15 protein-coding genes are annotated in these 19,076 nt (G+C 73.0%); 5 read left to right on the top strand and 10 right to left on the bottom strand.

Going from position 1 to position 19,076, the window contains the following annotated elements; all coding sequences use genetic code 11:
• Nucleotides 1–12: 12 nt before the first annotated feature.
• Nucleotides 13–1,506, bottom strand: a complete 1,494-nt coding sequence (locus IE332_RS32735) for a gamma-aminobutyraldehyde dehydrogenase (protein ID WP_189923590.1) — start codon at nucleotides 1,504–1,506, stop codon at nucleotides 13–15.
• Between the two features lie 223 nt (nucleotides 1,507–1,729).
• On the opposite strand from IE332_RS32735, the gene IE332_RS32730 reads away from it, so the two are divergent.
• The 4 genes from IE332_RS32730 to IE332_RS32715 all read left to right on the top strand — a co-directional run bounded on the left by IE332_RS32730 (nucleotide 1,730) and on the right by IE332_RS32715 (nucleotide 5,793).
• Nucleotides 1,730–2,230 carry an Lrp/AsnC family transcriptional regulator gene (locus tag IE332_RS32730; RefSeq protein ID WP_189923588.1) on the top strand — a complete coding sequence of 167 codons (501 nt, stop codon included), beginning with the start codon at nucleotides 1,730–1,732 and terminating at the stop codon, nucleotides 2,228–2,230.
• The gene (locus IE332_RS32725; protein ID WP_189923586.1) at nucleotides 2,227–3,621 is read left to right on the top strand and encodes an aspartate aminotransferase family protein; all 1,395 of its coding nucleotides are present in this window, start codon (nucleotides 2,227–2,229) and stop codon (nucleotides 3,619–3,621) included. Before IE332_RS32730 ends, IE332_RS32725 begins: the two co-directional genes overlap by 4 nt.
• Before the next feature lie 237 nt (nucleotides 3,622–3,858).
• Nucleotides 3,859–4,614, top strand: coding sequence for an ABC transporter ATP-binding protein (locus IE332_RS32720; protein WP_189923584.1), 756 nt, complete (start codon nucleotides 3,859–3,861; stop codon nucleotides 4,612–4,614).
• A gap of 27 nt (nucleotides 4,615–4,641) precedes the next feature.
• Entirely contained in the window at nucleotides 4,642–5,793 is a 1,152-nt protein-coding gene (locus IE332_RS32715) for a hypothetical protein (protein WP_189923583.1), read from the top strand.
• Between the two features lie 66 nt (nucleotides 5,794–5,859).
• On the opposite strand, the gene rlmN is transcribed toward IE332_RS32715, so the two are convergent.
• The 8 genes from rlmN to rpsB form a co-directional block, all read right to left on the bottom strand.
• A complete protein-coding gene (gene rlmN, locus IE332_RS32710) occupies nucleotides 5,860–6,999 on the bottom strand; it encodes a dual-specificity RNA methyltransferase RlmN (RefSeq protein ID WP_189923581.1) in 1,140 nt (379 codons plus the stop codon).
• Between the two features lie 71 nt (nucleotides 7,000–7,070).
• Nucleotides 7,071–9,152, bottom strand: a complete 2,082-nt coding sequence (locus IE332_RS32705; protein WP_189923579.1) for a DUF8189 domain-containing protein — start codon at nucleotides 9,150–9,152, stop codon at nucleotides 7,071–7,073.
• Between the two features lie 236 nt (nucleotides 9,153–9,388).
• A complete protein-coding gene (locus tag IE332_RS32700) occupies nucleotides 9,389–11,311 on the bottom strand; it encodes a stealth family protein (RefSeq protein WP_189923577.1) in 1,923 nt (640 codons plus the stop codon).
• 729 nt (nucleotides 11,312–12,040) lie between these two features.
• Nucleotides 12,041–13,294, bottom strand: coding sequence for a phosphatidate cytidylyltransferase (locus IE332_RS32695; RefSeq protein ID WP_229929091.1), 1,254 nt, complete (start codon nucleotides 13,292–13,294; stop codon nucleotides 12,041–12,043).
• A 305-nt stretch (nucleotides 13,295–13,599) separates the two neighbouring features.
• A complete protein-coding gene (gene frr / locus IE332_RS32690) occupies nucleotides 13,600–14,157 on the bottom strand; it encodes a ribosome recycling factor (RefSeq protein WP_189923575.1) in 558 nt (185 codons plus the stop codon).
• 98 nt (nucleotides 14,158–14,255) lie between these two features.
• A complete protein-coding gene (pyrH, locus tag IE332_RS32685; protein WP_189923573.1) occupies nucleotides 14,256–15,020 on the bottom strand; it encodes a UMP kinase in 765 nt (254 codons plus the stop codon).
• 261 nt (nucleotides 15,021–15,281) lie between these two features.
• Complete coding sequence (tsf, locus tag IE332_RS32680) at nucleotides 15,282–16,121, bottom strand: translation elongation factor Ts (protein WP_189923571.1); 840 nt, start codon at nucleotides 16,119–16,121, stop codon at nucleotides 15,282–15,284.
• 129 nt (nucleotides 16,122–16,250) lie between these two features.
• The gene (rpsB, locus tag IE332_RS32675; RefSeq protein ID WP_189923569.1) at nucleotides 16,251–17,138 is read right to left on the bottom strand and encodes a 30S ribosomal protein S2; all 888 of its coding nucleotides are present in this window, start codon (nucleotides 17,136–17,138) and stop codon (nucleotides 16,251–16,253) included.
• Between the two features lie 570 nt (nucleotides 17,139–17,708).
• Between rpsB and IE332_RS32670 the strand changes: the two genes are divergently transcribed.
• Nucleotides 17,709–18,377 (top strand): peptidoglycan DD-metalloendopeptidase family protein, encoded by a 669-nt coding sequence (locus IE332_RS32670; RefSeq protein WP_189923567.1) that lies wholly within the window; start codon nucleotides 17,709–17,711, stop codon nucleotides 18,375–18,377.
• Here the strand turns inward: IE332_RS32670 and IE332_RS32665 are convergent.
• Nucleotides 18,364–18,957: a TetR/AcrR family transcriptional regulator gene (locus IE332_RS32665; RefSeq protein ID WP_189923625.1), complete on the bottom strand. Its 594-nt coding sequence runs from the start codon at nucleotides 18,955–18,957 to the stop codon at nucleotides 18,364–18,366. The two genes, IE332_RS32670 and IE332_RS32665, sit on opposite strands and share 14 nt — an antisense overlap.
• Between the last annotated feature and the right edge of the window lie 119 nt (nucleotides 18,958–19,076).

Below are 19,076 nucleotides of genomic sequence, written 5' to 3'. Positions count from 1 at the left end.
GGTCATGACCCGCTAGATCGCGGTCATGACGTGCTTCACCCGGGTGTAGTCCTCGAAGCCGTACGACGACAGGTCCTTGCCGTAGCCCGACTTCTTGAAGCCGCCGTGCGGCATCTCGGCGACCAGCGGGATGTGGGTGTTGATCCAGACGCAGCCGAAGTCCAGGCGGCGCGACATCCGCATGGCGCGGGCGTGGTCCTTGGTCCACACCGAGGAGGCCAGCGCGAACTCGACGCCGTTGGCGTACTCGACGGCCTGGTCCTCGTCGGTGAACTTCTGCACGGTGATGACCGGGCCGAAGACCTCGTTCTGGATGATCTCGTCGTCCTGGTTCAGGCCGGAGACGACGGTCGGGGCGTAGAAGTAGCCCTTGTCGCCGACCCGGTGGCCACCGGCCTCGACCTTGGCGTGGGCGGGCAGCCGCTCGATGAAGCCGCTGACCTGCTTCAGCTGGTTGGCGTTGTTCAGCGGGCCGTACAGGACGTCCTCGTCGTCCACGCCGCCGGTCTTGGTCTCGGCCGCGGCCTTGGCCAGCGCCTCGACGAAGGCGTCGTGGATCGACTCGTGCACCAGCACGCGGGTGGCGGCGGTGCAGTCCTGGCCGGCGTTGAAGTAGCCCGCCACCGAGATGCCCTCGACGGCCTCGGCGATGTCGGCGTCCTCGAAGACCACGACCGGGGCCTTGCCGCCCAGCTCCAGGTGGACGCGCTTGACGTCCTTGGAGGCCGACTCGGCGACCTGGATGCCGGCCCGGACCGAGCCGGTGATGGAGGCCATCGCCGGGGTCCTGTGCTCGACCATCAGCTTGCCGGTCTCGCGGTCGCCGCAGATGACGTTGAAGACGCCGGCCGGCAGGTCGAGGTCCTTGAGGACGCCGCCGATGATCTCGGCCAGCAGCACGGTGGAGGCCGGGGTGGTGTCCGAGGGCTTCAGGACGACGGCGTTGCCCGCGGCGATGGCCGGGGCGAACTTCCAGACGGCCATCATCATCGGGTAGTTCCACGGCGCGACCTGGGCACAGACGCCGACCGGCTCGCGGCGGATGATCGAGGTCATCCCGTCCATGTACTCACCGGCGGCCTTGCCCTCCAGCAGGCGGGCGGCGCCGGCGAAGAAGCGGATCTGGTCCACCATCGGGCCGATCTCCTCGGAGAGGGTCAGCGCGCGGGGCTTGCCGGTGTTGCGCACCTCGGCGTCGACGATCTCGTCGGCCCGGGCCTCGACCGCGTCGGCGATCTTGAGCAGGAGCTTCTGCCGGGTGCTCGGGGTGGCGTCCCGCCAGATCGGGAACGCGGCGGCGGCGGAGGCCATGGCGGCGTCCACGTCGGCGGCACCGGACAGCGGCGACGTCGCGTACACCTCACCGGTGGTCGGGTCGACGATGTCGAGCGTGCGGCCGTCAGCCGCGTCGACGAACTCACCATTGATGTAGTTGCGCAGCGTACGAAGGTCGCTCACGGATCTCTCCTCGGTCTGAGCCTGCGGCGTTGCAGATTCCGGCGCCATGGTACGTCGGCGGGTCCGACGCACGAAGGGTGCCGAGTGGCCGGGCCCGGGAGGACGCGGTCCACTGGTGGCGGTACGCACGGCTCCTCGCGGGGCCGCGCGCGTACGGTGCCAGGGTAGCCGCACGACTGCCGTTATCGACAGACGGAGTCGGCGTACGCGATGAAATCCGTATGCGATTTCCAAGATCACGACGAAATCAGCAGTTTCCAAGCTTGCGAACATGGGTCTGATCAGGCACAGTGGCGGCGTGGCCAACCGCGACCGGAACGCCAGCGTTCCCCTCGACGCCGCCTCCAAGGCGATCATCGAGCAGCTCCAGGAGGACGGGCGCCGCCCGTACGCCGCCATCGGCAAGGCCGTCGGCCTGTCCGAGGCGGCCGTGCGACAGCGCGTCCAGAAGCTGCTCGACCAGGGCGTGATGCAGATCGTCGCCGTCACGGACCCGCTCACCGTCGGCTTCACCCGCCAGGCGATGGTCGGGATCCGGGTCGAGGGTGACATCGAGCCCGTCGCCGACGCGCTGGCCGCCCTCGACGAGGTCGACTACGTCGTCTGCACCGCGGGCTCGTTCGACCTCCTGGCCGAACTGGTCTGCGAGGACGACGAGCACCTGCTCGAACTGATCAACAAGCGCATCCGCGCGCTTCCCGGCGTGCGGAGCACCGAGAGCTTCGTTTACCTGAAGCTCCGGAAACAGACCTACACCTGGGGCACCCGATGACAGCCGACCCGGCGCAGAAGGACCTTTCCAAGACCGCCTACGACCACCTGTGGATGCACTTCACCCGCATGTCGTCGTACGAGAACTCCCCCGTGCCGACGATCGTCAAGGGCGAGGGCACCTACATCTGGGACGACAAGGGCCGGAAGTACATCGACGGCCTGGCCGGCCTGTTCGTCGTGCAGGCCGGTCACGGCCGCACCGAGCTCGCCGAGGTCGCCGCCAAGCAGGCCAAGGAACTCGCGTTCTTCCCGATCTGGAGCTACGCGCACCCCAAGGCCGTCGAGCTGGCCGAGCGCCTGGCCAACTACGCCCCGGGCGACCTGAACAAGGTCTTCTTCTCCACCGGCGGCGGCGAGGCCGTCGAGACCGCCTGGAAGCTCGCCAAGCAGTACTTCAAGCTGATCGGCAAGCCGACCAAGTACAAGGTCATCTCCCGCGCCGTCGCCTACCACGGCACCCCCCAGGGCGCGCTGTCCATCACCGGCCTGCCGGGCCTGAAGGCCCCGTTCGAGCCGCTGGTGCCGGGCACCCACAAGGCCCCGAACACCAACATCTACCGCGCCCCGGCCTTCCTCGAGGGCCCGGACGGCACCGTCGACCCCGAGGCGTACGGCCGCTGGTGCGCCGACGAGGTCGAGGTCGCCATCCTCAACGAGGGCGCCGAGACCGTCGCCGCCGTCTTCGTCGAGCCGGTGCAGAACGCCGGCGGCTGCTTCCCGCCGCCGCCCGGCTACTTCCAGCGCCTGCGCGAGATCTGCGACCGCCACGACGTGCTGCTGGTCTCGGACGAGGTCATCTGCGCCTTCGGCCGCCTGGGCACCATGTTCGGCGCCGACAAGTTCGGCTACCAGCCCGACATGATCACCTGCGCCAAGGGCATGACCTCGGGCTACTCCCCGATCGGCGCCACGATCATCTCCGACCGCCTGGCCGAGCCGTTCTACAAGGGTGACAACACCTTCCTGCACGGCTACACCTTCGCCGGCCACCCGGTCTCCTCGGCCGTGGCACTCGCCAACCTCGACATCTTCGAGCGCGAGGGCCTCAACCGGAAGGTCCTCGACAACGAGGCCGCCTTCCTGGGCACCCTGAACAAGCTGCGCGACCTGCCGATCGTCGGCGACGTCCGCGGCAACGGGTACTTCTACGGCATCGAGCTCGTCAAGGACAAGGTCACCAAGGAGTCCTTCAACGACGACGAGGTCGAGCGCGTGCTCTACGGCTTCCTGTCGAAGGCCCTCTTCGACAACGGCCTGTACTGCCGCGCCGACGACCGTGGCGACCCGGTCATCCAGCTGGCCCCGCCGCTGATCTCCGACCAGTCGACCTTCGACGAGATCGAGCAGATCCTGCGGACCAGCCTCACCGACGCGTGGGCGAAGCTCTGATCCCCTGAGCCCTCTTCCCCACCCTCCGCCGAAGGGCGGTCCCGCTTCCCGCGGGGCCGCCCTTCGGCGTTCCCGCACCGCGACGTCCCCGTCACCCCAACATCACAGTCCAACGACCAAACATGCCTGAATGCGGGTGATTTGCCCGTGATGGACCAGTGCGCCGCAACCGCGCCCCGCCCCGGTCGTTCTAATCTGACGACTGTCATATCCCTGCGGCCCCCAGGATGGAACCTCATGTCAGCGGCACCGCCTGACAACGACGTGCTGTGGGCCCGAGGGATCGTCAAGTCCCATCACGGCACCCCCGCCCTGCGCGGCATCTCGCTCGGCGTCCGCGAGGGCGAGGTGCTCGCTGTCACCGGCCCGCGCGGCTCCGGCAAGAGCACCCTGCTGGCCTGCCTCTCCGCCCAGCTCCCGGTCGACGAGGGCGAGGTCTGGTTCAACAGCTCCCCCGTGCACACCCTCACCCGGGCCGGCCGCGAACGGCTGCGCCGCGACCGCTTCGGCTTCGTCGGCTCCGAGCCGCACCTGGTCCCCGAGCTCACCGCCCGGGAGAACGTCGCCCTGCCGCTGCTGCTCGCCGGAGCCGGCAACAAGGCCGCCTACACCGCCGCCGACGAGTGGCTGGAGCGCCTCGACGTCGGCGACGTCGGCAGGCAGCGCCCGGACCGGCTGGTCCAGAGCCAGCGCCAGCGGGTCTCCGTCGCCCGCGCCCTGGCCCCGCTGCCGCCCGTCGTCTTCGCCGACGACCCCACCGCCCCGCTGCACCGCGAGGCCGCCGACCAGGTCCTGCGGATACTGACCAGCGCGGCCCGCTCGCACCAGCTCACCCTCGTCCTGGCCACCCACGATCCCGAGCTCGTCCGGTTCGCGGACCGCGCCGTCGCCCTCGTCGACGGCCGGCTGACCGCCCCCGCCGCGCCCGTCCCGCGCGGCACCGCCGTGTCTGCGGCCTCCGGAGCGTCCGCCGTCACGGCCGTCCGCCGCTGACGACGCCCAGCCGCTGAAAGAGTCGACGTGTTCTATCTCCGCCTGGCCCGGGGCTACCGGGTGCCCGACCTGGGCCGCTGGCTGCTCACCGCCCTGGCCGCCGCCGTGGTCGCCGCCTTCCTGCTGCGCTCCCTCGGCCGGGCGATGAGCGACCGGATCGGCGACGCCGACCCGCTGGTCCGGCTGCTCTGGTGCCTGCCCCCACTCGCCGCCGTCGCCTGGTTCGCGGCCGTCGCCGCCCGCGCGGTGCCCGCCCGGCGCCCCGAGCGGATCGCCGGCCTCACCGCCGCCGGAGCCGGCTCCCGCCGGATCCGCACCCTGATCGCCGGCGAGGTCGCCCTCGCCTGCACCCTCGGCAGCGTGCTCACCCTGCTGGTCTTCCTGGTGCTGCGCAACGACATCGCCGGGCCCTCGCTCGCCCCCGACCTCGGCATGGGCGTGCCGCTGCCGGCCGCCGCCCCGGTCACCCTGCTCGCGCTGGTCCCGCTCACGGCCGGCCTCGCCGCCGCCTGCGCGGTGCCCGCCACCGAGGCCCGGCCCGGTGGTCGCACCCCCCACGGCACCGGCTTCGCCGCCTGGCGGATCGCCCTGCCGACCGGACTGGTCGTGATCGGCGCCGCGCTCGAACTCATCGCCCTGCGGCCCGGCGCCGCGGCCGACGGCCGCCCGGTCCACCTGCCCGCCGGACTCGGCACCACCAGCACCGCCGCCCTCGGCGGCTGGGCCGCCGGCGCGCTCGGCCTCGCCCTGCTCACCGGACCGCTGCTGGCCTGGGCCGGACGGCTGCTCGCACTCGGCCGGCCCACCCCGCTGCGGCTGCTCGCCGGGCGAGGGCTCACCGCCCAGGCCCCGCGCCTCGGCGCGCCGCTCGCCGTCCTCACCCTCGCCGTCGCGCTGGTGCTCACCACCGTCCGCTACTGGATCGGCACCCCCGACAGCGCCGACGCGCTGCCCGCCGTCGAGGCCTGCCTGGTGCTGGGCTGCACGGCCGCCGCGGTGGCCGTCCGGCTCGCCGAAGTGCGCAGCGACCGCCGGGACGTCGCCGAGGCGCTGCTGCGCCTCGGGACCTCGCCCCGGCTGCTCTTCGGCGCGGTCGCGCTGCGCACCTTGGCGGTCGGCACCACGCTGCTGCTGACCGGCGGGGCGACCGCCGCACTGGCGGCCGCCGGACTGCGGTGACCACCGGGCCCCGGTGAGGGCCGGCGCCGCGGCGGGTCGGTCCCCGCCGGGTCCGGCCGGCCGGGACTAGCCCGCCGCGGCGAGCTGGCCGCAGGCGCCGTCGATCTCCTGGCCGCGGGTGTCGCGGACGGTCGTCGGCACGCCGTACGACCGCAGCCGGCGGACGAACTCCCGCTCGTCCTCGGGCCGGGACGCGGTCCACTTGGAACCCGGGGTCGGGTTCAGCGGGATCAGGTTGACGTGCACCCGGTGGTTCTTGATCAGCCGGCCCAGCAGGTCGGCCCGCCAGGCCTGGTCGTTGATGTCCTTGATCAGCGCGTACTCGATGGAGATCCGGCGGCCGGACTTCTCCGCGTAGTTCCACGCCGCGTCCAGCACCTCGGCGACCTTCCACCGGGTGTTCACCGGCACCAGCTCGTCGCGCAGCTCGTCGTCCGGGGCGTGCAGCGACAGCGCCAGACGGCAGCTGAGGCCCTCGTCGGCGAAGCGGTGCATCGCCGGGACGAGCCCGACGGTGGAGACGGTGATGCCGCGCTGGGACAGGCCGAAGCCGTCCGGCGCCGGGTCGGTCAGCCGGCGGATCGAGGCCAGCACCCGGTTGTAGTTGGCGAGCGGCTCACCCATGCCCATGAAGACCACGTTGGACAGCCGCGCCTCCCCGCCCGGGCCGCTGCCGTCCCCGGAGGACGACTCCCCCTGCCCCCCGAACTCACCGGACTTGAGCGAGCGCATCCCGGCCGCGATCTGCTCGACGATCTCGGCGGTGGAGAGGTTGCGGGTCAGACCGGCCTGGCCGGTGGCGCAGAACGGGCAATTCATGCCGCAGCCGGCCTGCGAGCTGATGCACATGGTGACCCGGTCCGGGTAGCGCATCAGCACGGACTCCACGAGCGTGCCGTCGAAGAGCTTCCACAGCGTCTTGCGGGTGGCGTCGTCGTCGCAGGAGACGTGCCGCACCACCGACATCAGCTCGGGCAGCAGGCTCTCGGTGAGCTTCTCCCGGCTGGCGGCGGGGATGTCCGTCCAGCTCGCCGGGTCGTTCGACATCCGGCCGAAGTAGTGGTTGGAGAGCTGCTTGGCGCGGAACGGCTGCTCGCCCAGCTCGGCGACGGCCTCCTTGCGCTCGGCGGGGCTCAGGTCGGCGAGGTGTCGCGGGGGCTTGGCGCCGCGCGGCGCGACAAAGGTGAGTTCTCCGGGCTTAGGCATGGTTGTTCCAGTGTCGCAGACGTCGGGAGTCGGCCCCGCCCGGGCCGGGGCGGGGTCCGGCCGCGGCCGGGTCACGGCTCCTCGACGGTGCTCCAGTCGCCGAACGAACCGTCCGCCCGCTCCCGGCTGTGGCGCAGCCGGCCGTCCGCGCCGAGCGCCACCAGGTCCGTGCGGCCGTCGCGGTCGACCCCGGCGGCCGGGGCGCCGACGGTGAAGCCGTCCAGGGCACTCCAGTCGCCGAACTGTCCGTCGGCGCCCTGGCGGGTCACGCTGACGCCGCCGTCCCCGTTGCGCACCGCCACCACCATCGGGTGCCCGGCGGCGGCGGGCGCCACCGCGGCGGGCTCGCCGCTGCCGCCGGGATCGGCCCCGCCGCCGACCGGCCCGGCCGGCGCCCAGCGCCCGTCCGGGGCGCTCCAGACGAGGCGCATCAGGGCCGACCGGGTGGTCGGCCCGGGCAGCGGGCCGCTCGGGAGCTGCCGGTAGAACAGCACCGGACGGCCGTCGGGGTCCGTCCCCACCCCGATGCCGCCGGACGGGGAGACGGCCGGGAAGTCGTGGTCGGGCAGCAGCGCGCCGTCGGCGGACCCGGACCCGGACCCGGACCCGGACCAGTGCAGTACGACCGGGCGCGTGCCGGCGGCCTTCACGGAGACGGCGAAGACCTCGATCCGGCCGTCCGCGGTGGTGACGGCCGAGGGCGCGCCCTGCACGTCCGTACCGCCGAGCGCGGCCCACGCGCCCCACCTCCCGTCGGGACCGGTCTGCGCCCGGGCGCTGACGCCGCCGCCCCGGTTGCGGACGAACAGGTGCAGCCGCCCCTCGCCGTCGGCGGCCACCACGGGCATGCTCACCTGGAGCGCGGGGTTGGCGAGCTTGGAGACCGCCGGGGCGGCGACGGGGTCGGGACTGCCCAGGTCGGACCAGGTCCAGCCGCCGGCCGGGTCCTGGGTGCCGGAGACGATCACGCCGGTGTCCGCGCGCTGGCCGAACACCGCGAGCCCGCCGTCCGGGCGGCGGGTGACGGTCACGCCGGCCGCCAGCGGCCCGCCCGGGCCGTCGTGCGCGACCGGGCCGTGCCACGCCTCGTTCTCGTCCTCGGCCCACTCCAGGAGCGAGCCGCTCTCCACCACGAAGGCGTGCAGGGCCCCGCTCCGGTCCGCGGCCACCACCTGGGTGGACCGTGGGGAGCGCTGGTACTGCCGGGACAGCCACCCCGCGTACGCGCCCGCGGCGAAGGCCGCTCCGGTGGGCAGCTTGGTGTCCCGCCCGGCGTACTCGCGGAAGGTGGCGTACTTGTCGGCGGTCTCCTCGGAGGAGAGGACGGCCGGCGAGGACCAGATGTTGTAGGCGCGGTAGTGCTCGATCACCACCCGGTGCCCAGCCGCCGTGTACGCCGCGGCCGCCGCGTCCCCGAACCACGCGGCGGAGATATGGTCCGCGTGGTCGTGCTCCGCGTGGGAGGCCCACAGCGTCGGGTCCGGTGCCGGGTCCTGCACCCTGACCAGGGTCGGGCCCTGGTCGGCGAGCACCGCGTGCAGCATGTCGATCAGCCGCGCGCCGTCGTAGGTCTGCGGCCAGACGGTGCCGGGGCCGTCCATGTCCAGCGTCCCGGTCCGGGCGGGCTCGGCGCTCGCCCTGGTGTCCCAGAGCCGGCGCAGGGCGTTCCCGCCGAGGTAGGCGGAGTCGGCGAACTCGGGGAGGTTGAGGAAGACGAGCTGCAGCGACCGGTTCGTCTTGAGGGTGAAGCGTTCGGCCACCGGACCGTCCGGCATCGGCCGGTAGTCGTCCCGGTCCCAGCAGGCCGGGCCCGGGTCGTCGGCGCAGTCACCGGCCCCGGTCCCGGCGGCCTCGCCGGCCATCCGGGCGTAGGCGAGCCGGGCGCCGTCCTGCCGGTGGGCGGCGAAGGCCGCCCCGCTGCCGGCGGCGCCGCCCGTCACGTAGACGGTGGTCACCTTCAGGCCCGCCCGGATGCTGTTGGACAGGTCCGGGTTCATGAACAGCAGGTCGTCGTCCTGGTGGGCGACGATCTGGACGACCCCCGCGGGCTCGTCGGCCACGGCGGGCCGGTGCCTCGGTCCGGCCGTCAGCGCCGCCGGTGCCGTCCACGTCTGCGACAGTGCCAAGGCCAGCGCCGCCATGGCGGTCGTCACCCGCCCCACCCCGCACCCGCCCCTTCGCCCGTCCCGGTCGCGTCCGCCCCTGGGGCGATTCCGAAGGGATTATCACACCACGTCAGTGCGTGGCGGACACCGCCGGTCGCGAACGGGAGCGGGGCGGTGCGGAGAGGGGTCCGGGGCGGGCTCCGGGGCGGCCCGATCGCCTCTGCGGACCCCGTGCGACGCGGCGGGTCGAGGCGGGGCGGCGGGTCGAGGCGGCGCGGCCCGCGTTACTCCCCTGCGGCGGCGGAGGCGTGGACCGCCGGGCGGGCCGGACCGGCCTCCTCGGGCAGCTGGGCCTCGAAGCGGGAGGGCACCGGGAAGTAAGCCCGCAGGAAGGCGGTGACGGCCGCCTCTTGCTCCTGCGGGGGCATGTGGTCACGGGTGCCGTCGGCGAGGCAGAAGTGGTCCGCCCAGCGCTCGTCCAGCAGGTCCGTGAGCCGGGCGAGGTCCTCGGCGCTGTCGGTGACGAAGTAGCCGTCGTAGAGGTGCCCCTCCACCGCGCGGGCGGTCGCGTGGGCGTAGTGGACCGCCAGGGTGACCGGCGCGAGGTCGGTGGCGGCCCGGAAGGCCGACCGGACCGTGCCGTCCAGCTCGTCCGCGAACCGCTCGGCGCTCTCGGCCAGCACGCTCCGGCGCAGCGGGTGCGGGGAGTGCTTGAGAGTGCGCGGGTAGGTCTTGCCTACGGCGGCGGCCAGCGTGGCGCGGGTGTTCTTCAGGGCGGCGACGTAGACCGAGTCGTCGGCGGCGGCCGCGCCCGGCGGAACGATTCGGCTGTCGGGGAAGCAGCGCGGCAGGCCGTTGCCGAGGAAGAAGTCCTCCGGCACGAGGGTGCGGCCGAGGAAGACGTCGTCGTTCACGTACAGGAAGTGCTCGGACAGCCCGGGGACCAGGTGCAGCCGGCTCTCGATGGCGTGCGAGTTGAACACCGGCCCGGCGTCGGTGCCGGCGAACAGCTCGCGGTGCGGGACCACGGACAGGCCCGGCTGGTCGGTGTCCAGCCAGTGCGGCACCTGGTCGTCGGTGACCAGGTGGATGTGCCGGATCCACGGCGCGTGCGCGGCGAGGGCGCGCAGGCAGTACCTCAGCTCGTCGCGGTTGCGGAAGCGCTGGTCGGCGTCGCCCGCGATGCCGCTGGCCGCGACGCCGTCCTCCTCCGCGATCGGGGCCGCGGTGTGCGCGAGCCGGGCCCGGGCGGCGGCGCGGCGCTCCTGCCAGGCGGGGTCGGCGTCGTCCACCCAGGTGATCACGACGTCCACGGGGAAGGTGACCCGGTCCGGCAGGTCGGTGGCGAAGATGTCGAGCAGCGGGTAGGGCCGGCCGTCGACGGTCGTGGTGGCGGTGGCCTCCAACGAGGGCACCCACCAGCCGAGCGGGGTCTCGTCGATCGAGGCGATCGCGCCCTCGGAGGGGGCGGCGGAGTCCCAGAACTCGACGTCGCAGCCGGTGTCGGAGCCGTACAGCAGGGTGCCGATAGCGGCGGGCCGGTAGATCCGCACGCCCTTGACCCGGTCCTCCGGCCAGATCGGACCGACCTGGGCCTCGCCGTCCGGCGCCCGGTCCCCGTCCGGCTCACCGGCCGGGGCGTCGTCCGGGGAGCCCGGCGCGTCCTCCACCAGGGCCACCGCGGCGGGCAGCTGCTCGGCCAGGACGGTGCCGAGGGTGCGCCCGTGCTCCAGCAGGTCCGCGTAGACGGCCTGCCCGGCGAACGAGGCGGCCAGCGCCTCCAGGACCGCCGGCCGGTCGCCGGGGGATATCGCCAGCCGGTGACGCGGGTGCCGGTCGGGCACGATGCCGTGCGCGATGCCCGTGCCGCTCAGCACCCCGGCCACCTCGGCCAGGTTTCCGTCCCGGCGCTGCCCCGGCAGGAGCGTGCGGTGCGGCTCCGCCAGCAGGTCGCCGCAGCGGGCCACCCCTGGGAGCGAGGAGATCAGCTCCGCCTCGCGCGCGGCACGCTCCTGGGCCAGCCGCTCGATCGCGGCGAGCGGCTCCTCCACCGCGGCCTCCGGCCCGGTTTCCGGCGCGGCTTCCGGCGCGGTCCGCTCCTGGACCGGCCCTTGGCCGACACCCTCGCCCGCGGCGGGCCGGCGACGGCGTGCCAGCGCGGCGAACGGGCGCATCGCGGTGCTGAGACGGGCCGGGCGTACGGACACGGAAACTCCAAGAGGGGGGGCTGAGGGGCGACGACGCGAAATGGCGGGGAGAAAGTGCCTTATGCCTGAAGGTCCGTTTTCACCGGCTTCCTCTCCACCCATCGCCCCTGACGGGAGCCCCATTGCGCTGCCGGAGATCGTATGCGACCGGGAGAATTTTTCATTGAGTTCAGGTAACGATCACGCGTCCGTTTGGGGACCCGTCCCCTTTGTGCCGATCACCGCCGCCCGGTCGTGCGGACCGGACCGGCGGATTCTCCCCGACGACCGCTCACCGGCCACGCCTGGGGGTGCGATCAGCGCTCCGGCCTGCGAGGACCCGGTGGGGCCTGGTCGGAGCCGCTCGGGTTCCCGGCTGCCCCGCGGCCCAGCTCACGTCCCGGTTCGCTCCCCGCCCGCTCTCCTCGCGCGTGCTTGCCGGACGGGCGCGACCGCGTCCCCAAGGCCGTCGGCGGGCCGTTTCCCGCCGGTCGGAACGTCCCCGAACGGCAGGAGGACGCGACCGCTCCCGTGCGTGCGAAGACCATCGGAAACAGGACGCAACCGTTCCGGTACGAAGACCGCCGGCACGAGGAAGACCGCCGGCCGCCGGAATACCCGTGGGAATGGGGCTGGCGCCGGTTCGCCCACCGGGGGCGCCTCCCCGGTCCGGATACCGGTGCTCCGGTGTCCGGACGCGCGCGGGCCCCGGACGTCAGACGTCCGGGGCCCTGCGTTCCTACGCGCGGATCAGCTGCCCACGAAGGCCGCCAGCAGCAGCCAGACCACCGGGGCGGTCGGCAGGAGCGAGTCCAGCCGGTCCATGATGCCGCCGTGGCCGGGCAGCAGCGTGCCCATGTCCTTGATCCCGAGGTCGCGCTTGATCATCGACTCGCCCAGGTCGCCCAGGGTCGCGGTGACCGCCGCGCAGCCGCCCAGGATCAGGCCCTGCCACCAGCTGCCGTCGTCGATGATCAGCTGCATCAGCAGCGCGCCCGCCAGCATCGACAGCGCGATGCCGCCGGCCAGGCCCTCGCGGGTCTTGCCGGGACTGATCGTCGGGGCCAGCTTGGTCTTGCCGAACTTGTAGCCCACGGCGTAGGCGCCGGTGTCGCTGCAGATCGTGACGATCAGGAACAGCACGATCCGCTGGGGGCCGTCGTCGGCCGCCAGCATCATCGCCACGAAGGTGGCCAGGAACGGCACGTAGAAGGCGGTGAACACCCCCGCCGTTATGTCCCGCAGGTAGTCCTCCGGCGGCTCGGCCATCCGCCAGACCATCACCGCCAGCCCGGTCAGCGCGAGCGAGGCCGCGGCCCACTGGATCCCGGACCAGTAGCCGGTGGCGACCATGGCGATGCCGCCCACGACCAGCGGGACCAGCGGCGCCTTGATCTGCTTGCGCTCGGCGAGCCGACTGGTCAGCTCCCAGACGCCCACCGCGACCGCGGCCATCACGACGACCAGGAACAGTGCCTTCACCACGAACAGCGAGGCGACGATCACCGCCCCGAGGCCGACCCCGACGCCTATGGCGGCCTGGAGGTTACGGCCACCGCGCTGCTTGCGCGGCTGCGGTTGCGGGTCGGGCTGGGCGGCCACGGGTGTCTCCTGCCCTGGATGGGACGACGGCACGAAGTGGGGCCGGCCGGCCGCCGGGTGGCTGGGCGGCGGCGCGGGATGCACCGATGCCCCCGAGTACGGCGGGGTGCCGTGGCCGGGGGCGGCGGCGTCGGATATGGCGCGCAACACGACCGTCTCCGTCACGCCGGGCTGCGCGTTCCCGGACTGCAGGGCACCGGGCTGTGCGGCACCGGGCTGAGGAGCACCGGGCTGTGCGGCACCGGGCTGCTCGTCCCGGAACAGCGGGCCGCTCAGCCGGCCGGCCTCCCGGGCCGGTCCCGCGGCGGGGTCGGCCGGGCCGTGGGCTGACGCGCCGTGAGCTGACGTGCCGTGGGCGGGCGCGCCGGGCAGCGGGCCGGGGTCGGCCGGTACGGGAGGCATGACCTGAGTCTCCTCCGCGTCGCCACCCCAGTACACCGGAGGCTGCTGCGGGTGATCCGAACGGAGGCCCCGCTCCCCCGGGACGCCGCCGGGCGCGCCGGGCGGCACGGCGTGGCCGCCTGGGCGGCCGGGGTGTCCCTGGACCGGCGCCGGCGGCTCGCCGTACCCCGGCGCCGGGTGGGCCGGGGTACGGGGTGCCTGCGGCGGCGGCTGCGGCTGCGGCTGCGGCTGCGGCGCCGGACGGTAGGGCTGGAACTGCTGGTCGGACGAGCCCCAGTAGCCAGGGGCGTCAGGGGCGTCGTTCATCAGACCTCGAGCAGCTCGGATTCCTTGTGCTTCAGCAGCTCGTCGACCTGCGCCACGTACTTGGCCGTGGTGTCGTCGAGCTCCTTCTCGGCGCGGCGGCCGTCGTCCTCGCCGACCTCGCCGTCCTTGACCAGCTTGTCGATGGCGTCCTTGGCCTTGCGGCGCACCGAACGGATCGAGACCTTGGCGTCCTCGCCCTTGGTACGGGCGATCTTGATGAACTCCCGGCGACGCTCCTCGGTCAGCTCCGGCAGCACCACGCGGATGATCGAGCCGTCGTTCGACGGGTTGACGCCCAGGTCGGAGTCGCGGATCGCCTGCTCGATGGCCTTCAGCGCGGTCTTGTCGAACGGCGAGACGACCGCCATCCGCGGCTCCGGCACCGAGAACGAGGCCAGCTGGTTGATCGGCGTGATGGCGCCGTAGTACTCCGCGACGATCTTGGCGAACATCGCCGGGTGCGCGCGGCCGGTGCGGATGGCCGCGAGGTCGTCCTTGGCGACGCTGACGGCCTTCTCCATCTTCTCCTCGGCCTCGAGGAGGGTCTCTTCGATCACTGTGGTCTCCCTGTCCGGTTCATCTGCTGTTGTCCCGACCGGTGTCGGCGCGGAGGCCGGTCGCGGCTCCCGCGCCGTTCCGTACGGCTGGTTGCGGCTCAGGCCCGGACGGAATCCTGGCTGATGAGTGTGCCGATCTTCTCACTCTTCACCGCACGCGCGATATTGCCCTCCGCCAGCAGTTCGAAGACCAGCATCGGGAGGTTGTTGTCCTTGCACAGCGTGATCGCGGTGAGGTCGGCCACCTTGAGGTCGCGCGCGATGACCTCGGAGTACTCCAGCGCGTCGAACTTGACGGCGTCCGGGTTGGTCCGCGGGTCGGAGTCGTAGACGCCGTCCACACCGTTCTTGCCCATCAGCAGGACGTCGGCGTGGATCTCCAGCGCGCGCTGGACGGCCGTGGTGTCGGTCGAGAAGTACGGCATGCCCATACCGGCGCCGAAGATCACCACACGGCCCTTCTCCAGGTGCCGGACGGCCCGCAGCGGCAGGTACGGCTCGGCGACCTGGCCCATGGTGATCGCGGTCTGGACCCGGGTCTCGATGCCCTCCTTGACCAGGAAGTCCTGCAGCGCCAGGCAGTTCATGACGGTGCCGAGCATGCCCATGTAGTCGGACCGGGCCCGGTCCATGCCGCGCACCTGCAGCTCGGCGCCCCGGAAGAAGTTCCCGCCGCCGATGACCACCGCGACCTCGGTACCGGCGCGGACGACGGTGGCGATCTCCCGGGCGATCGCGTGCACGACGTCCGGGTCGACGCCGAGCCCGCCGCCACCGGCGAAGGCTTCACCGGACAGCTTCAGCAGCACCCGGCGGCGCGAGCCGTCCTTGGGGTCCTGCGCGGTCTCCTGCGTCTCCTGCATGGACTTCTCCTTTTTGCACCTACTGGTCACAGGCGTGGGTGTGCGGATGCCCCGCCTGCGCGTACACGCGAGGAGGCCACTGCCGCGGGAACCGGTTCGGTGTCCTGCACGGCAATGGCCTCCTCGTCGTTCATGGTGCCGACGCGAGCCCGCCCGTGGACGGTTGGCGCTGGGTGAGCCCGTTCGGCGTTCCTCCCGCCCCGGTCAGCGGGCGGGGGCGGTTCCCAGCGTAAGGGGGCCGGGGACCAGGTGGAACGTGGCTCAGGCGCCGACGCGGAAACGCGCGAAACGCTTGAGGGTGACGCCGTTCTCCTCGAGGACCTTGGCGACGGTCTTCTTGTTGTCCTTCGCGAAGGCCTGCTCCAGGACGGAGAACTCCTTGACGAAACCGGTGACGCGACCCTCGACGATCTTCGGCAGGGCGGCCTCCGGCTTGCCCTCCTCGCGAGCGGTGGCCTCGGCGACGCGGCGCTCGTTCTCGATGTCCTCGGCCGGGATGTCCTCGCGGGACAGGTACTTCGGGGCGAAGGCGGCGATGTGCTGCGCGACGTCCTTCGCGACCTCGGCGTTCTCCTTGTCCAGCTCGACCAGGACGCCGACGGCCGGCGGCAGGTCGGGGCTGGTCTTGTGCAGGTAGACCGCGACGAAGCCGTCACCGTCGAACTGGGCGAAGCGGCGGAAGACGATCTTCTCGCCCAGGGTCGCGTTGGCCTCGTCCACGAACTGCTGGACGGTCTTGCCGGCCTCGATCTCGGAGGCCAGGGCGGCGTCCAGGTCGGCCGGGGCGGTCTTGGCGACGTGGGCGGCGATGGCGTCGGCGACCTTGACGAAGTTGTCACCCTTGGCGACGAAGTCGGTCTCGCAGTTCAGCTCGACCAGAACGCCGGACTTCTTGTCCTCGGCGATCAGCGCGGCGACGGCGCCGTTGGAGGCGTCACGGCCCTCGCGCTTGGCAACGCCCTTCTGGCCCTTGATGCGCAGGAGCTCGACGGCCTTCTCGACGTTGCCCTCGGCCTCGTCCAGGGCCTTCTTGCAGTCCATCATGCCGGCGCCGGTGAGCTCACGGAGCTTCTTGACGTCCGCGGCGGTGAAGTTCGCCATGGTGTGAATCTCTTCTCGCGTCTCGCGTGTCTGCGTGGGGATGCGCCGGGACCGATGGTTCGGTCCCGGCGCGGGAGAGAGGGGCACCTACCGGTGTCGTACCGGCGGGCGCCCCTCACCCTTGGTACGTCAGGCCTGCTCGGCCGGGGCCTCGGCGGCGGGGGCCTCGACGGCCGGAGCCTCGGCAGCGGCCTCAGCGGCAGCGGGGGCCTCGGCGGCGGCGGGGGCCTCCTCGGCCTTCTTCTCGCCCTCGATGAGGTCCTTCTCCCAGTCGGCCAGCGGCTGGTCGGCGCCCGGCTCGGCCTTGACGTCGCCCTTGGCGACACCGGCGCGGGACTTCAGGCCCTCGGCGACGGCGTCGGCGATCACGCGGGTCAGCAGGGTGACGGAGCGGATCGCATCGTCGTTGCCCGGGATCTTGTAGTCGACCTCGTCCGGGTCACAGTTGGTGTCGAGGATGGCGACGACCGGGATGTTGAGCTTCCGGGCCTCGCCGACCGCGATGTGCTCCTTCTTGGTGTCCACGATCCAGACGGCGCTGGGAACGCGCTGCATGTCGCGGATACCGCCGAGGGTCTTCTCCAGCTTGTCGTGCTCGCGCTGGAGGACCAGGAGCTCCTTCTTGGTGAGACCGGAACCGGCCACATCCGAGAAGTCCAGCTCGCCGAGCTCCTTCAGGCGCTGCAGGCGCTTGTAGACGGTCGAGAAGTTGGTCAGCATGCCGCCGAGCCAGCGCTGGTTCACGTAGGGCATGCCCACGCGGGTGGCCTGCTCGGCGATGGCCTCCTGGGCCTGCTTCTTCGTGCCGACGAAGAGGACGCTGCCGCCGTGGGCAACGGTCTCCTTGATGAACTCGAAGGCGCGGTCGATGTAGTTCAGCGACTGCAGGAGGTCGATGATGTAGATGCCGTTGCGCTCGGTGATGATGAAGCGCTTCATCTTCGGGTTCCAGCGGCGGGTCTGGTGACCGAAGTGGACGCCGCTCTCCAGCAGCTCCCGCATCGTGACGACGGCCATTGCCGTGCTCCTCAGGTGTTACGGCCCAGCGGCGGCAGCTCTGCGAGCGACGCTCACAGCCGGGTCATTCTCGGTTTGTCCGTGGCGGCCAGGTGACAGCCACGCCTGACGCCCCGAACGTGCCGAGCCGCTTCTGCCCGGTCGGCCAGGGGCCGGTCGGGCTCGGCGGACCGAGCGGCACTCGCACCTGGCGGGGCTGCGGACGAACCGCGTCCGACCACCGGTGGCGGGGCGTGCGAAGTCGACCCGGCGGACCGGGTCGCGTGTGAAGTGTACGGGAAGCGCCGAGCGGCGGGCGACTTCACGAGCGGCCGGCGACCCTCCGGGGACCTGGGAAGAGCCTGGGAACGGCCGGAACGGGCGGGGAGGCGGCGGCTCCCGGCGACGACTGGGGAGCGGCGGGCTCCGACGGGCTGCCTGCCCGCGGCCGGTCGCCGGTATGCCGCTTGTACACCGGATGGCGGCACCCGTACACCCGTCCGGGGGACGGGGTTCCGGCGCGGGGACGGTTTGTCCACAGGAGTCCCGATGTGGGTGGTGCGGGGGCGCCGGAGCGGCGAGCCTTCGCGCATGGGTGCTCGCGCGTGGTTCGTCGGGGTTCGGGGGCTGGTCGCCGTGGGGGTGGCGACGGGGGTGCTGGGGGCGGTCGGCGCGCTCGGCGCACCGGGGGCGGCGGGGGCCTCCGGCGTGGGCCGTGTGGGCGTGGGCCGTGTGGGCGTGGGCGGCGTCGGTGTGGGCGGTGTGGGCGTGGGCGGGTCCGGGGGTGGTGGTTCCGGGGCTGCGCGGGCCTGGCCGGTGGGTGGGCCCGGCGGGGTTCTGGAGCGCTTCGAGCCGCCGGCGAAGCCCTGGGCCGCCGGGCACCGTGGCGTGGACCTCGCCGCCGCTCCCGGGGCGGAGGTACGGGCGGCGGCAGCCGGGGTGGTCGTGTTCTCCGGGCAGGTGGCGGGGCGCCCGGTGGTGACCGTCTCCCACCCGGGCTCGGGCTCTCCCCCGCTGCGGACCACCTACCTGCCCGTCACCGGCGTCCTCCCGGTCGGCACCGCGGTGGCCGCCGGGCAGGTGATCGGACGGCTCGCCCCGGACGGGCGGCACTGCGCCGGGCGCGACTGCCTGCACTGGGGGCTGCTGCGCGGCGGCCGCTACCTGGACCCGCTGGCCCTGTTCGGCGCGGGCCGGGCACGACTGCTGCCGCTGGGCCCGGGCCCAGCCGAGGACGAGCGGACCGTCACGCCCGACTGAGGCCGTGCAGCGCGAAAGCGACAGCGGCGTCCGCGACCTCCTCGGGGTTCTCGGACAGGCAGCCGGCCCGGCCTGCCCGGCCACCCGAGGCCGCCTGCTCCGCTCGACGGACCGCCGCCTCCACGACCCCCTGCAGCAGCACCGCGGCGAGCCTGGGCTGCTCGTGGCCCAGGTCCTCCAGCGCCTGGACGACCAGACCGGCCAGCCTGCCGTGCGCCGCCCGGATCCGCTCCCGCGCGGCCTCGTCGAGTTCCAGCGCCGAGATCGCCACGACCGCGCGGTGGCGCGGGTCGGCGGCCAGCGCCAGCTGGCCCCGGACATACGCCTCGATCCGCTCGGCGGCGGTGTCCCTGCTCGCCATCCCGGCCTCGATCTCGGCCGCCCAGAGCGGGAAGTCCACCTCGCAGAGCGCCTCCACCACGGCGGCGCGGGAGCGGAAGTACTCGTAGACCGAGGAGCGCGCCAGCCCGGTGCGCGCCGCGAGCGCGGGGAAGGTCAAGGCCTCCTTGCCGCCCTCGGTGAGCAGGACGCGGGCAGCGTCGAGGAGGGCTGCCCGCTGCAGCTGGCGATGCTCGGCCACCGTGGCCGCTCGGATCTTCGGCACGCTCCCACTGTACGGAGCCCTACCCACGGCCGGAACGGCGCCGCGCATCCGAACGGGAGCACGGCCCCACCGGGCGGGTCCGGCCCGCGCCGACG

It is taken from the genome of Kitasatospora xanthocidica (assembly GCF_014656195.1).
Taxonomy (GTDB): domain Bacteria; phylum Actinomycetota; class Actinomycetes; order Streptomycetales; family Streptomycetaceae; genus Kitasatospora; species Kitasatospora xanthocidica.
This window is presented reverse-complemented; position numbering and strand designations above follow the sequence as displayed.